Annotated in this window: 9 protein-coding genes; 2 read left to right on the forward strand and 7 right to left on the reverse strand. The window is 46.8% G+C overall.

Annotated features, from left to right (window positions below; all coding sequences use genetic code 11):
* The first annotated feature begins 59 nt into the window (after window positions 1-59).
* Window positions 60-3005, forward strand: coding sequence for a M1 family metallopeptidase (locus tag ACX0G9_RS10365; RefSeq protein WP_459064825.1), 2946 nt, complete (start codon window positions 60-62; stop codon window positions 3003-3005).
* A gap of 1 nt (window position 3006) precedes the next feature.
* Window positions 3007-3972, forward strand: a complete 966-nt coding sequence (locus tag ACX0G9_RS10370; RefSeq protein WP_459064826.1) for a hypothetical protein — start codon at window positions 3007-3009, stop codon at window positions 3970-3972.
* A gap of 12 nt (window positions 3973-3984) precedes the next feature.
* On the opposite strand, the gene ACX0G9_RS10375 is transcribed toward ACX0G9_RS10370, so the two are convergent.
* The 7 genes from ACX0G9_RS10375 to ACX0G9_RS10405 all read right to left on the reverse strand — a co-directional run bounded on the left by ACX0G9_RS10375 (window position 3985) and on the right by ACX0G9_RS10405 (window position 15029).
* Window positions 3985-4677 (reverse strand): 2-C-methyl-D-erythritol 4-phosphate cytidylyltransferase, encoded by a 693-nt coding sequence (locus ACX0G9_RS10375; protein ID WP_459064827.1) that lies wholly within the window; start codon window positions 4675-4677, stop codon window positions 3985-3987.
* A gap of 9 nt (window positions 4678-4686) precedes the next feature.
* The gene (locus ACX0G9_RS10380; protein WP_459064828.1) at window positions 4687-5619 is read right to left on the reverse strand and encodes an FkbM family methyltransferase; all 933 of its coding nucleotides are present in this window, start codon (window positions 5617-5619) and stop codon (window positions 4687-4689) included.
* A 36-nt stretch (window positions 5620-5655) separates the two neighbouring features.
* Window positions 5656-6648: a bifunctional heptose 7-phosphate kinase/heptose 1-phosphate adenyltransferase gene (locus ACX0G9_RS10385; protein WP_459064829.1), complete on the reverse strand. Its 993-nt coding sequence runs from the start codon at window positions 6646-6648 to the stop codon at window positions 5656-5658.
* Window positions 6649-6692: 44 nt separating this feature from the next.
* Entirely contained in the window at window positions 6693-8132 is a 1440-nt protein-coding gene (locus ACX0G9_RS10390) for an APC family permease (RefSeq protein ID WP_459064830.1), read from the reverse strand.
* 96 nt (window positions 8133-8228) lie between these two features.
* Window positions 8229-8819: an OmpH/Skp family outer membrane protein gene (locus tag ACX0G9_RS10395; RefSeq protein ID WP_459064831.1), complete on the reverse strand. Its 591-nt coding sequence runs from the start codon at window positions 8817-8819 to the stop codon at window positions 8229-8231.
* A 94-nt stretch (window positions 8820-8913) separates the two neighbouring features.
* Window positions 8914-13209, reverse strand: a complete 4296-nt coding sequence (gene rpoC / locus ACX0G9_RS10400) for a DNA-directed RNA polymerase subunit beta' (RefSeq protein WP_459064832.1) — start codon at window positions 13207-13209, stop codon at window positions 8914-8916.
* Between the two features lie 350 nt (window positions 13210-13559).
* Window positions 13560-15029, reverse strand: coding sequence for a hypothetical protein (locus tag ACX0G9_RS10405; protein WP_459064833.1), 1470 nt, complete (start codon window positions 15027-15029; stop codon window positions 13560-13562).
* Between the last annotated feature and the right edge of the window lie 274 nt (window positions 15030-15303).

The raw sequence follows: 15303 nt of genomic DNA on the forward strand, positions 1-15303 counted from the left end.
AATCAGGGGTCAGACGGCCTTTAAACCGGGTCATTATCGCTGAATAAAACAAAGAGGATTTGAAACACAGGATTCGACGGATACTTTTTTTTTGTAGTTGGATGGTTGTCGGTGCTGCCTGGCAGTTGCCGGTAAATGCGCAGACGGGAGACTACTGGCAGCAGCAGGTGGATTATACCATTACCGTATCCTTAAACGATAAGGAGCACACGCTGGACGGCTTCCTCAGGATACAATATACCAATTACTCCCCCGATACCTTGTCTTTTATATGGATCCATCTCTGGCCCAATGCCTTTAAGAACGAAAGAACGGCATTCGGTGAACAATTATTAGGCAATGGAAGGACTGACTTTTATTTTTCGGACAAACAAAAAAAAGGATACATCAATCACCTGGATTTCAGGGTTGATGAAATGCCTGCCAAAATGGAGGATCACCCCGGGTATATCGATATCGTTAAAATAAATCTACCCCATCTCTTGTTGCCGGGCGGCCAAATAACGATCACCACTCCTTTCCATGAACAACTTCCCTACAATTTTTCAAGGGGAGGCCATGTGGGAAGGACCTATCAGGTCACGCAGTGGTATCCCAAACCTGCCGTTTACGATAAAAAGGGCTGGCATCCCATCCCTTATCTGGACCAGGGGGAGTTTTACGGAGAATTTGGAAATTTCGACGTTCGTATCACCGTACCCAAAGACTATATAGTAGCCGCGACCGGTGAATTACAGAACGGAACGGGAAGACAGGAAACCGGAGATCCTTCCGCCCCCCCGAATATCCCGGTAAATCCTTCTCCAAAAGGTTCAGGAAAAGGATCTGCAAAGAATAGTGTCAAGGGCCCAGGCGATAGATCCACCAAAGCCCCCCGCAAGCCATCCCGCTATTCCTCCGGCCAGCATTCCGCGAAATCAACTCCGGAAAATCTATCCGACTCCCCCGTAAAAACGCTTCAGTACAAACAAACGAACGTCCATGATTTTGCCTGGTTTGCCGATAAACACTTCCGGGTCGGTCACGATACCCTTCAACTGGCTTCTGGGAGAGTCATCGACATTTATGCCTTTTATACTTCCGGTCCCGGTTCCCCCTGGAAGAACAGTACACAGTACATCAAGGATGCCGTTCGGTTCCGGTCTTCCTTAGTTGGCGAATACCCCTTTAATGTTGTCAGCGCAGCCGAAGTAAATATGGCAGCACCGGGTGGAATGGAATATCCTACCCTCACCGGCATTACTTCCCAGCGATCGGAAAAAGGGCTCGATCTGATCCTCGAACATGAAGTCGGACATAATTGGTTCTATGGAATCCTGGGAACGAATGAACGCCGGTATCCCTGGATGGACGAAGGAATAAATACTTACTATGATAACCGGTATGAATTACAAAAATACAAACAGCCTGGACCCACTCCGGCAAATGCAGGCAACAACTGGCTGCTGAGAAAAATACCCGCAGACCAGGACCGTCTTTTCATCGACATCCTGGCCAAAGAAAAACGTGACCAACCAATTTCCACCCCTTCAGAAGATTTTACGGATTTTAATTATGACCTGATCGCTTATGCCAAAACCGGGCTTTGGATGAAACAACTGGAGGACAGCCTGGGAACCGGCCTTTTTGATAGCTGTATGCAGGACTATTACCGGCGCTGGCAATTCAAACATCCCTATCCGGAAGATTTTCAACGATCCCTGGAAAAGACCGGCGGACGTTCATTAGAAGGGCAATTTGCTCTTTTGGATAAAAAAGGGCCGCTGTCGCCCTTCAATAACCACCGGAAGATCAAACCCGCCATTTTGTTCTCAGCCCGAAATACCGACAAGTTCAATTATATAAATATTTTACCCGCAGCAGGATATAACAAGTATGACCAGTTCATGATAGGTGGGATCATACATAATTATGATCTGCCCCCAAATGCCTTACAATTTGTTCTTGCTCCCCTTTATGCGACCAACAGCCATCAGTTGAACGGAATGGGCGACCTCAGTTATACCTGGCATCCTGAGGAACGTTTTCAAAAGATAAGGCTGGGTATTGGCGCAGCCCGATTCTCCACCCGCTCGGAGACAGACAGCAACGGGAAAAAATTATTTGCCGGCTTTTACAAGTTTGCCCCCTCGCTTCGTTTCACCCTGAAAAATAAATCAGCAAGATCTACCCAGGAAAAATGGATCGAATGGAAGACCTTTTTAATCGGAGAGAACGCGTTTAATAATTATGTTTTAAAAACAAGCGATTCGATCCGGTATCCCACGGCAGCGGGAAAATATAATTTCCGCTACCTCAATCAACTAAGCATCCAGGTAGCCGATGACCGCGTACTCTATCCGTACAAGGCACTGCTGCAGGTCCAGCAGGCATCTCAATTCTACCGGATCAATTTCACCGGTAATTATTTCTTTAATTATGCAGAAGGCGGAGGAATGGATCTTCGTTTTTTTGCCGCCAAATTCGGTTATATCGGTAACAATGGCTCCGCCTATAATCTCAACGCCTTTCTCCCTAAACTTACGGCAGTAGGCGGCAGTGATGATTATACGTATAGTAATTATTTTGTTGGACGCAACGAACAAACGGGTTTTGCCAGTCAGCAGATCATGAACAGGGATGGCGATCTGAAAATAAGAGTTAATCTTTTTCCTTTCGTGGAAGGAAGATCCGAAAACTGGGTAAGCGCCTTAAACCTGGCCAGTACCTTACCTTCCAATATCGTTCCCGGCTGGATCCCCATTAAAGTATTTCTGGACCTGGGATCGTATTCGGAAGCCTGGAAAAGCAACGCTCCTACCAGCAGGTTCCTCTATGTCGCCGGGTTGGAATTATCTCTGCTTCATAACAGCGTGCATGTTTATGCGCCGATTGTTTACAGCAGCGATTTCGGCGATCAATTAAAAACCCTGTCTGATCAAAATACCTTCTGGAAAAAGATATCCTTCAGTATCGATATCCAAAATTTCAATTACCGCAAGGTATTCGGGAATATCCCTTTCTGATATGAGCGCTGCTTACCATATCCGTTATTTGCAAAGACAGGAGATCGATATTGTAAAATGGGATGCCTGTATGGAAAGGGATCCTGAAGGCCTGATCTATTGCCGGTCGTTTTACCTGGATCATATGGCTTCGGGGCAATGGGGTGGGCTTGTGCTGGATGACTATGCTGCCGTCATGCCAATTCCCTGGAAGAAAAAATTTGGTTTCTGTTATATCTATCAACCTTATTACCTGCCGTTCCTGGGAGTATTCGGTAGTCATCCTGCCGGTATTTCTTTATCTTCCTTTCTCCGGGCCATTCCGCAAAAATTCAAATATTGGGACATCGATCTTACCGAAACCAGTCGACCCGAAAATAATATTACCGGTTTACCCCTTAAGATCATCATGCGTCTGAACAATCTTCTCCCCTTACAAAAAGACAAAGAAGAGATAGCACGGGATTACAAAAGACTGGCAACCCGCATGTGTAAAAAAGCGATAGAGCGGGACATCCTTATCGTCCGGGATGGAAGCCCGCTCGAAGTGATTGAGCGGTATAGAGCGGAATATGGCAGCAGACATACCAGGGTAAAAGCCGGTAATTACGAAGCATTTACAGCCTGTGCCTTATCGGCCTTTAAAATGGGAAATGCGGCCACCTATCTGGCCAAATTGCCTGACGGAGAAACCGGGGCCTGGTACCTGGTTTTCAGGGATAATAAATTCGTTTATTCCATTATGGGAGGAAGTACAGAGGAAGGAAAAGAAAAAGGCGCATTTTATTTATTGACCGACGCTGCCATAAAAGACCATGCCGGCAGCAACCGGGTATTCCGTTTCGAAGGATCCGATATTCCCGGGATCGCTTTCTTTAATGAACAATTCGGACCGGCCCGGGTACAATACCCGCATCTAATTATGAACAATCTACCTTTTCCGGTTAATCTTTTAAAGAGTAAACATTCCCTTAACAGCCTGGAGTAAGCTTTACGCAACTCATCCCTTTGGCCGAATTTTTCGCTCTACCAATATACTTTCGGCGATCAGGAGATCGACGGGTCTGGTGATCTTGATATTCGAGGATTCGCCTTCCACCAGGTTGATCTTTCCCCCGGCCCTTTCCACCACACTGGCTTCGTCGGTGAAAAACTCCTGAAATTCCTGTTCAAAGGCATTCTTGATCACCTCACTGTAAAATGTTTGCGGTGTTTGAATGATCCTGATTTTATCCCTGTCGATCAATTGATTTCCCTGTGGAGTTTCCAATCGGATAGAATCCACAGAAGCGATAGCGGGAACGGCATTTCCATATGCGACAGCCTTCTCATAACATCGATGAATAAGACTTTTCGTAATCAGACAGCGTACGCCGTCATGAACAAAAACGATTGAATTTTCTCCATCCGGGATGCGGGCCAGCCCATTTTTTACGGAATGAAACCGTGTTATACCACCGGAAGTTAGGTGAACACGATGCGGAGCGGAGGTAGCCGAAAGGATCGTCTTTCCCGTTTCCATATACTCAGTGGGCAGCACCAGAATGATTTCCAGGTCTTCGAAAGACTCCAGGAAAACGGTCAGGGTATGCCACAAAACAGGTTTGCCGCCAAGTAATAAAAACTGCTTGGGTAGCTGATTACCCATGCGTATTCCTGATCCTCCGGCCACTATTACAGCATATTTTTTCATATCACTAAACTAACTATTTCCTGTCAATTCCTTTTTCGAAGCCAGAAACAGCGATGCCGCAGACTCCGAATGTTGCCAGGGATACCAGAAAAATCCTTGTCCGGTAAGCTTATTTTTGATCAGGTCTATTCCTGACTTCGTATGGATCTCTATTAAAATGGCAGATACTCTATCCAGCCATAACGTATCCCCTTTGAACAGGCCCTCTTCAGCTCCTTCAATATCCATTTTCAACAGATCTACATTATCGAGTCCGAACCGGTCGAGAAGCCCTTTACCGGTAAATGCCGGAATAGCGGGAAGGCCGGGGTCAGGTCCACGTCCGGGTTCAAGTCCGGGTTCTCTAACCTTGCTGTTAAAAGACCAGCCTGCATCTTCCAGGACTATACTTCCCTCCCTTTCATAGAGTGCTGCTTCCAGAAAAAAAGCCCTTCCGGCAGCCTGTTCTGCTGCCAGGTTTTTTTGCAATACGCTAAAATTACGAGAGGCGGGTTCAATGCAAAAAATCCTGGCCGTTGGATAAACAAGCGAGAAATATTTGGCCGCCATTCCAATATTTGCTCCTGCATCCACGATAACCAGGGGATTGGTCATAGATAGGGTCGCGGGATTGGTTGAGTCGGGTTCAGTATGTTGTAAATAAATGGGTATCAAACCTGGCGGTAACCGGTAAACCTGCTCCAAAAATATTTCGTAGAACATCTGGATATCTCCGCTATAGGTCCTGAGAAAAAGTATAAAATCCCGGGAGAGGTAGCGAATAGAATAAACCTGGACTTTTTCCTCTTTATAATTAGCAGGGCCGCCATTCTTTTTTTGATACCTGCTGTAGCGCTTACTATTGAGCATCAGCCGGAATCCTGTTTTCAGGTCAGCGGTCACCCGGAGACAAAAGAGCAATTTATTAATTGCCAGTTTCCATCTTGAAGAAGATTTCTGCAATTATTCTTATTTGAGTTTTTATTATCCTCTCCAATTTTATTCCCCCAGCAATACTTCGCATTCCTTCAATAAGAGATCCTTATCGATAGCGACCGTACCTACTTCTTCGCAGACCAGGCCGCCGGCTATATTGGCTATTTCAGCCATCACCCGTGTATCGCCGGTAGCGGCATAGACGAGCGAGGCAACAGCTATCACGGTATCGCCCGCGCCGGATACATCGGCAATATTGCGGAGATGAGATGGGATAATCGCAGACTGGCCGGGGTCCTGGTAAAACACTCCTTTTTCCGACAAGGTAATGAACGAAATGGAATGATGTAGTTTTCCGCCCAGCTGTACATGAATTTCCTGCAGAGCTGCCAAATGAGGTTCTTCCAGGAGCACGTTCAATCCTTCCTTGACCTCTTTCAGATTGGGTTTAAAAATGGTTACTCCCTGATAGGAAAAAAAGTTTTTCCTTTTGGGATCGACAGCTGTAATAACCTGACGGTCTTTACAAAGGGCGATAGTTTCCCGGATCACCCGTTCGGTAAGGACACCTTTATTATAATCTTCAAATAAAATGACCTGTGGTTTTTCTTCATTCAGGAATCGTTCTATCTGGGCCAGCAATTGATCCTCCTGCTCTTTGGAAAGATCCTTGGTCGTTTCAGAATCCAGACGCATCATTTGCTGATTGCGACCGATGATCCGGGCTTTATTGGTCGTAATGCGGGAATCGCTTTTTAGTAAATATGCCGTATCGATCCGGTTTTTTTTCAACAGGTCTTCTAAAATCCTGCCCTCTTCTTCCGTTCCGATAATTGAAAAAGTGGATACCTGCGCCCCAAGAGAGGCCAGGTTCAGGGCAACATTTCCGGCGCCTCCGATCCGGTATTCCCGTTTGTCCAGGGTTACGACCGGCACCGGCGCTTCGGGAGAGATCCTTTCGACATGTCCCCACAAATAGGTATCCAGCATAATATCCCCGATGACCCCGGCTTTGATATTCTTAAATCCTTCGAATAATTTACTAAAATCGATCATAGCATTAAGCTGCTTTTTTCTTTATTAAAGCCGCCTCCTTCCTGTTAAGCTGCTTTTTTATTTGACAAAGCTATATAATATAAAGGTATCCCTGCCAGAACGATACCCAGGCCCCAGCTGGCATATATAGGTTTCTGAATGATCAGTGCGATACAGAAGACCATGGCCAGCACGATATAAATGGCAGGGAGAACCGGATATCCAAAAGCTTTATAAGGCCTTTCTATACCAGGTTGTTTCCGGCGCAGCACAAAGATACCGAGTACCGTCAACGCATAAAAAAATACGGCAACAAAGGAGATCATATCCAGGAGGTCCCCGTATTTCCCGCTGAGGCACAAAATTCCGGCAACTACACATTGCGCCCAAAGCGCCCATTCCGGGACGGCATTTTTGTTAAGGGTTCCCGCCTTTTTGAAGAACAGGCCGTCGTTAGCCATCGTATAATATACCCGCGCTCCGGCAAGGATCAATCCATTGTTACAACCGAAAGTGGAGATCATGATCATCACGGCGATGACATACGTGCCGCTGGTTCCGAAGATAACATTGGCCGCAGCCACCGCTACCCGGTCCTGTTTGGCAAACGCGATCCCGCTGACCGGAAGGACACTGAGGTACATCAGGTTGGCGGCAACATAGATCACGGTAACGATAAGGGTTCCGAAGAAAAGACTCAGACCGATATTCCGCTTGGGATTTTTCATCTCCCCTGCTATAAAAGTTACATTGTTCCAGGCATCGCTGGAGAAGATCGATCCGACCATGGAGGCAGCGATAGCGCCAATGACAGCCGCTCCCAGGATAGGCGTACCCAGAATATCCAGACTTCCATCCCCGCCGGCCCGGCTAAGCGATTGCATATTCCAGGCGCCGGCCCAATTGTCGTGCCAGACACCTTTCTTCGCTCCCAGCCAGAAACCAAATACAATAAGGCCGAAAATAGAGGCTAATTTGGTGACGGTAAAAATGGTTTGTATCCATTTCCCCGATTTAATACCGCGTGTATTGATATACGTAAGGAGAATAATAAGTACGATGGCCAGCAGCTGGGCGGGGAAAATTTTGTAACCTCCTATCTGAACTAACTCATTTCCCGGAATTAAATCCAGGGAAGGCCAGAAATAACCGGCAAATTTGGAGAAGGCGACACCTACTGCTGCAATGGTACCCGTCTGGATAACCGCAAAAAAACTCCAGCCATATAAGAACCCCGTGAGCGGGTTGTATGCTTCTTTCAGGTAAACGTATTGACCACCTGCCTTAGGGTACATAGCACTGAGTTCACCGTAACTCACAGCTGCCGTCAGGGTCATAAACCCGGTGATCAGCCAGACGAAGACCAGCCAGCCTCCGCTTCCGACATTGCGGGTAATATCTGCACTGACGATAAAAATACCGGAGCCTATCATAGACCCCGCAACGATCATAGTTCCATCCAGCAAGCCAAGGGAGGGCTTGAAAGTTTTGGTTGTTTCTGCCATAGCGTTAAATATAGAATTTTACGAGATGGAAGATAAGGAAATGCCTTGATTTCCCCCGGCGGATTTTTTAGCTATAAAAGGCTGCCGGCAATCGGATTAATTCTTCTTTTTATACTCGGCGTTCAGCCCTTGCAGCAGATCGGGGGTAATATTATAGAGCGTATCTTTATTATATATAAAGGAACTGGGGTCATAAGCGAAAATGAAAGAATAACTTTTTAGTTTGTTATATTCCTTCAGATAATCTTCGATCTTCTTACGGATATTGGTCTTCAGGTCTTCGGTGTTTTTATATAACTCCTGTTCCAGAGCGGTTTTCCTGCTTTGAAAGGTTTGTTGCATAGTCTGGTATTCCTGCTGTGCCTGCTCGCTCTCACCCTGTGTCATAGCGCTCCCTTTCTGACGCCAGGCTTCCACTTTTTTCTGGTTGGACCGGTCAAGACTGCTTAGTTCCATATTCATGGCACTCTCTTTAGCCTTCACCTGCGTCTGCGCTTCCTTAAAAAAATCATAATGGGCTTCCAGCGTGTCCATATCGAAATAACCGATCTTGAAACCGTTGGCGGATGTCTTTCTTTCATTATCCGAGAGCTTTTTCAACTGTCCGGCCTGGTTGGATTGCATGTAGAATAAAACGCCGGCGAGGGCCAGGGCGATCACTGCCAAAATGGTGGAAATATGCTTCATCAAACTCTTTTTTGCAAATTAATGGGATTCTCCAAAAAAAAGACCGCCTAAACTGTTAAATTTTTCGGCGGTCTTTTATATAAACTTGATTCAATTATTCTTCTTCGTCGAATTGCATGGCTTCGCGGGTCGTCTGCAGCAATTCATATTCTTCCTTGCTACCTACGATCATGTTCTCGAAATCACGCAGACCAGTACCGGCCGGGATCGGATGACCGGTGATCACATTCTCCTTCAGACCAAGCATATCATCTGTCTTACCCTGGATGGCCGCAGAAGACAGCACCTTCGTCGTTTCCTGGAAGGAAGCGGCCGAGATCCAGCTTTGCGTACCGAGGGAAGCCTTGGTGATACCGAGCAACAATGGCGCAGAAGTGGCTGCATTCGCATCCCTGAACTCAGCCAGTTTTTTGTCATTACGACGCAAAATGGAGTTCTCTTCCCTTACTTCCCGGAGACTTACGATCTGACCGGCTTTCAGTTTTCCGGATTCGCCCGGATCGACCACGACCTTCTTATCGTAGATCCAGTCATTTTCATCCAGGAATTCGAACTTATCAACCGTATCTTCTTCGAGGAAACGGGTATCGCCCGGATCGACGATGGTTAGTTTACGCATCATCTGGCGCACGATCACCTCGACGTGTTTGTCGTTGATCTTCACCCCTTGAAGGCGATAAACTTCCTGTATCTCGTTTACTACATATTCCTGAACGGCGAAAGGTCCTTTGATAGACAGGATATCCGCAGGGGCAACCTGACCATCCGACAACTGGGCGCCGGCCTTGATAAAGTCACCGTCCTGTGCCAGGATCTGACGGGTCAGCGGAACGAGGTATTTCTTAACCACACCGTCTTTTGCTTCCACGATGATTTCCCGGTTACCACGTTTGATGTTCCCGAAAGCTACCACCCCGTCAATTTCACTGACGATGGCTGGATTACCCGGATTACGTGCTTCGAACAATTCCGTAACACGCGGCAGACCTCCCGTGATATCTCTCAGTTTACCCAGGACGCGGGGGATCTTCACGATTACCTGTCCGGCTCTAACCGGATCGCCTTCTTCCATCACGATATGGGAGCCAACGGGGAGGTTATACGATTTGATCTCTTTTGGTCCTTCGATATTGATGGACGGGATCTTCGTTTTATCTTTTGTTTCAATAACCACTTTTTCGCGGTGACCGGTCTGTTCATCAGCCTCGTCCCGGTAAGTGATACCTTCGAGAACCGCGTCGAACTTGACATTACCCGTGATTTCCGAGATAACGACGTTGTTGAACGGATCCCATGTGCAAAGGATATCTCCCTTAGCTACTTTCTGTCCGTCTTTTACATTCAGCGTAGCACCGTAAGGCACGTTATTGGTAGCCAGGAGACGGTCATTCTTCACGTCCATGATACGGACTTCGCCCGTACGGCCGATGACGATATGTACCTTTTCTCCTTCCTGGTTCTCGGTAATGACCGTACGCAAACCATCGAACTGAACGGTTCCTTCGAACTTGGCGACCATGGTGGATTCTACCGAAGCAGATCCGGCCACACCACCCACGTGGAAGGTACGCAGGGTCAGCTGGGTTCCCGGTTCACCGATGGACTGGGCGGCGATGATACCGACCGCATCTCCTTTCTGTGTGGTATAACCAGTTGCCAGGTTCTTTCCATAACAGCGTACGCATACACCTCTCTTGCTTTCACAGGTCAGTACGGAACGGATTTCAACCGTTTCGATACCGGCCTCTTCGATACGCCTGGCTATTTCTTCAGTGATCTGCTCACCTGCAGTGATCAGCAATTCTTCATTTGCCGGATCATACACATCGTGAAGCGATGTGCGGCCGAGTATTCTGTCATAAAGATCTTCAACGACATCTTCATTATCCTTCAGGGCAGAAGTGGCAATACCTCTGAGAGTACCACAATCTTCTTCGGTGATCACCACGTCCTGGGCCACATCCACCAGACGACGGGTCAGGTAACCGGCATCAGCCGTTTTAAGGGCCGTATCCGCAAGACCCTTACGGGCACCGTGGGTGGAGATGAAGTAATCCAATACGTTCAGCCCGCCCTTGAAGTTGGAGAGGATCGGATTTTCGATGATCTCACTTCCGGTAGAACCTGATTTTCTTGGTTTGGCCATCAGACCCCTGATACCGGCAAGCTGTTTGATCTGCTGCTTGCTACCACGGGCTCCGGAATCCAACATCATATAAACGGAATTGAACCCTTGTTTGTCATTGGCCAGTTCCACGATGAGGGACTCGGTGATACGCGTATCCACACGTGACCAGATATCCACGATCTGATTGTAACGTTCGTTATTGGTGATCAGACCCATGTTGTAGTTATCCCAAACCTCATCTACTTCCACCTTGGCATTGACCAGCAATTGTTCCTTGGTATCGGGGATGATAAGGTCATTGATATTGAAGGATAATCCACCTCTGAAGGCCATACGGAAACCTAAGAGTTTGATATCATCCAGGAACTTTACCGTTTTAGGGATATTGGTCCATTTGATGATATTACCGATGATCTCCCTGAGGGATTTTTTGGTCAGCAGAGCGTTTACAAAACCAACTTCCATAGGAACGTTCTGGTTGAATAATACGCGGCCTACTGTAGTTTCCAGCAATTTCACCTCGATAGTGTCATCCGGATTCCTCACCCTGGTTTTCACCTTGATGAAGGCATGCAGATCGATCTTTCCTTCGTTATAAGCGATAATAACTTCTTCGGCGCTGTAGAAAGCTTTTCCTTCTCCCTTTACTTTTTCAGCTTCGGTCGACTTCTTTCCCTTCGTGATATAATACAGACCGAGAACCATGTCCTGTGAAGGAAGGGTGATCGGCGTACCATTCTGCGGGTTAAGAATGTTATGAGAAGACAACATCAGCAACTGGGCTTCCAGAACGGCGGCACTGCTCAATGGAACGTGAACGGCCATTTGGTCACCATCAAAGTCAGCATTGAAAGCCGTACAAACCAACGGATGCAGCTGGATAGCCTTTCCTTCGATCAGTTTTGGCTGGAACGCCTGAATGGAAAGCCGGTGCAGCGTTGGAGCACGGTTCAGCATGACCGGGTGCCCTTTTAATATATTTTCCAGGATATCCCAGACGATAGCCTCTTTTTTATCAACTAATTTCCTGGCGCTCTTTACTGTTTTTACGATACCTCTTTCGATCAGCTTACGGATGATAAAAGGTTTGAACAGTTCAGCGGCCATATCTTTCGGCAGTCCGCACTCGTGTAGTTTAAGTTCAGGTCCTACCACGATAACCGAACGACCGGAGTAATCCACACGTTTACCCAACAGATTCTGACGGAAACGGCCTTGTTTACCTTTCAGTACATCACTGAGGGATTTCAGAGCGCGACCGCCTTCTGCTTTAACCGCATTGGATTTACGGCTATTATCGAACAGGGAGTCGATAGCTTCCTGCAACATGCGTTTTTCATTACGCAGGATCACTTCGGGAGCCTTGATTTCCAGCAAACGTTTCAGACGGTTGTTACGGATGATTACCCGGCGATACAGGTCATTCAGATCCGATGAGGCAAAACGGCCGCCATCCAGGGGAACGAGTGGACGTAATTCCGGTGGTATGACCGGGATATATTGCATCACCATCCATTCGGGACGATTGGTGATACGGGAATTCGCATCACGGAAAGCTTCCACGACACTGAGGCGTTTCAGGGCGTCTGCCTTACGTTGCTGGGAAGTTTCATTCGCAGCGGCATTACGCAGATCGAAGGACAATTGGTCCAGGTCGATCCTTTCCAATTGGGCGTGCACGGCTTCAGCACCCATTTTGGCGATGAATTTATTCGGATCTTCGTCAGGCAGGTACTGATTGTCCTTGGGAAGATTATCCAGGATCTCCAGATATTCTTCTTCGGTCAGCAGATCCCCGGGATTCTGTCCTTTATCGGTCCGGACACCCCCTTGTATTACTACATATCTTTCGTAGTAAACAATGCTTTCCATTTTCTTAGAACTCATACCCAGTAAGTACCCAATCTTATTCGGTAAAGATTTGAAGTACCAAATGTGAACGACAGGCACCACCAGTTTGATGTGGCCCATCCGTTCCCGGCGAACTTTTTTCTCTGTCACTTCCACCCCGCAACGGTCACAAACGATACCCTTGTAACGGATACGTTTATACTTTCCGCAGGCGCACTCATAGTCCTTTACCGGACCGAAAATACGCTCACAGAACAAGCCGTCTCTTTCGGGCTTATACGTGCGGTAATTGATGGTTTCCGGCTTAAGGACCTCCCCGTAAGATCTTTCGAGGATTGAATCGGGGGATGCTAATCCGATCGTGATTTTTGAAAAAGTGGCTCTGGGACGATTTTCTTTTTTAATAGCCATATTGCAATATGCGGTTTTTTAGTCTTTTGCTACTCTATTGAAATTCAATAATTTAGACACAAAATAACAGTAAATTGATGCCAATAAACCTAAATTAAGGAGGGCAAAGGTACACATTTAATAGAAATAAACCATGTTTTATCAAGGGGAATATAATCCCCTTACACACTTTACCAAAACCTCTCCTCCCGGTTTTTTCTTCCACAGGGTTTCGGGTTACCGGCTCCCTTATACTTTTTTGTTGCTTTTTTGTGCGATTGGCCTGAACGGCCAATCAAATCCGTCGGCATAGGGATGCCGGCCGGCTCTCCTGATGGGCCTTTCAGGCCGAAGCGCCTCCGGCGCTTCCTTTATCCTCTCCGGCGGCCCTCCAGATACTTCTTCCGGATCACATCCTGGACCGGGACGTTCAGGATTTTGCTTTCCAGCCAGGAAATAATGTCCAGATAGGCGAAAGCCCGGGTCTCGAAGCGCACCATCTCATATTTTTTCAGCTTTTCCAGCAGATTTTCGAATTCGGGCTTTATCCGGTCCGCAGACAGTTTTAAGGACTTCCGCAGGAACCTGAAGACCTCTTCCTCCACCAGACTGAGACTGTCCATTTTGCTCATGAACCGGTAAACTGCTTTGGTGAGGTATTCCAAAAGGTCAAAATTTCCCAGTTCATAATGGGCTATCAGGTGGAGCAGCCGGGAATAACACTGCAGATCCGTACGGAGGTCCACCTTGAGATTAATGATCTTGTTGAGGTAGTTGATCGTATTCTCATAATCTCCGCTGCCGAAATAAAGACAGGCGATCTTATAATAGAAGACAAGGATACGGTGCCGGTCCAGGTAGAGTCCGTATTCTATCAGCTTCTCCTCGATATAGGGCACCAGGGACAGTCCTTCCGTAAAGGTGCCGTCGATGAAGTGTTTGTTTATTTTGGAAATATTCAGATAGACAAAGGTCTGTATCCGGTTATTATGATTGTGCAATACCACCTCCGATTGCGAAAAACGCTCAAAATCCTCCAGCACTTCTGAAAATTTCGGGTAATTCAGCAGGTCAAAATGCGCGCTCAACAAATTATGCATCCCCTTTATATAATGCGCGGTTTCTATGCCGATCATAAAAGGATCCTTTTCGAAGAGATCCACCCATTTCTGCGTATACCGGTAATATTGCAGATAATCCTGGCGGATAAAGGCATACCAGCAAAAACTCTGGTATTGATACAATTTTTCATAGAACCCGTTTACCCGGCTCAGGTCATCGGGAATATGCTGTTCGAAGAATTGCTGAACGGCAGCTTCATCCCGCTCATTGCGGGCAAGGCCATTGCGTATATACCAGCTATACAATAAGAGCGAAAGATTGGACAGACTGCTCATCAGCTGCAGTTCACTGTTTACGGCCTCCACTTCCCCCGTTAGCTGGTCGGCTCTGTCCTGCATAGACCTTGTAATATGGAGAGCCTCGATCTTCTTTTCGAAAAAGAGGACCTGCAACAGGAAAGTGACCTGGTTATGAGCCTTTGCGTTTTCCTTGATCCGGTCCAGCATCTTCAGGCTTTGCATATAAAGCCCTTTATTATACAGTATCCGGGCATGGTCCAGCTGCTCGTGTAACTGGATATCGATATTATCCTCGTTGCGGATAAGGCGGAGACTTGACAGGATCTGCCGGTATAAATGGGCCTTGGCATTGGAAAGTTGTTGTTTTCGAATACTTTTGTTTTTCGTTAACAATTGTTCCTCATCATACTCCTCCATTCTGTCCAGGGCATCGAATAGCTGGATGATCTTCAGCTCTTCACTGGCGGAATTCCGCTTCATATAGAGCTTAAAATTGCGTTTCTCGGACTTTTCCAGAGACTTAATCAATTGAAACAGTGCGTCGGACGATCGGTTGGGCATCGTAATTTAAAGCTTTAAAATGCTTGTCTGGACTGGGTTTCAGCCAAAATTAGGCCTATTACGCGGTGTAAAACAGGGCTAATTATGATTTTATAACCAAACTAAACAAGGCTAATTTCGGAATGAAGGTTATTTCCAGATCAGGCTGTACAAATGTAATCAGCCTTGATCTTTTTACTTAATCCTTTTAAAA

It is taken from the genome of Flavitalea flava, assembly GCF_054461575.1.

What these genes read in the sequence shown, in the direction of transcription:
- ACX0G9_RS10370 (WP_459064826.1), top strand. Translation starts at nt 3,007, where the DNA reads ATGAGCGCTGCTTACCATATCCGTTATTTGCAAAGACAGGAGATCGAT.
- ACX0G9_RS10375 (WP_459064827.1), bottom strand. Translation starts at nt 4,677, where the DNA reads ATGAAAAAATATGCTGTAATAGTGGCCGGAGGATCAGGAATACGCATG.
- ACX0G9_RS10385 (WP_459064829.1), bottom strand. Translation starts at nt 6,648, where the DNA reads ATGATCGATTTTAGTAAATTATTCGAAGGATTTAAGAATATCAAAGCC.
- ACX0G9_RS10390 (WP_459064830.1), bottom strand. Translation starts at nt 8,132, where the DNA reads ATGGCAGAAACAACCAAAACTTTCAAGCCCTCCCTTGGCTTGCTGGAT.
- ACX0G9_RS10395 (WP_459064831.1), bottom strand. Translation starts at nt 8,819, where the DNA reads ATGAAGCATATTTCCACCATTTTGGCAGTGATCGCCCTGGCCCTCGCC.
- rpoC (WP_459064832.1), bottom strand. Translation starts at nt 13,209, where the DNA reads ATGGCTATTAAAAAAGAAAATCGTCCCAGAGCCACTTTTTCAAAAATC.
- ACX0G9_RS10405 (WP_459064833.1), bottom strand. Translation starts at nt 15,029, where the DNA reads ATGAAGCGGAATTCCGCCAGTGAAGAGCTGAAGATCATCCAGCTATTC.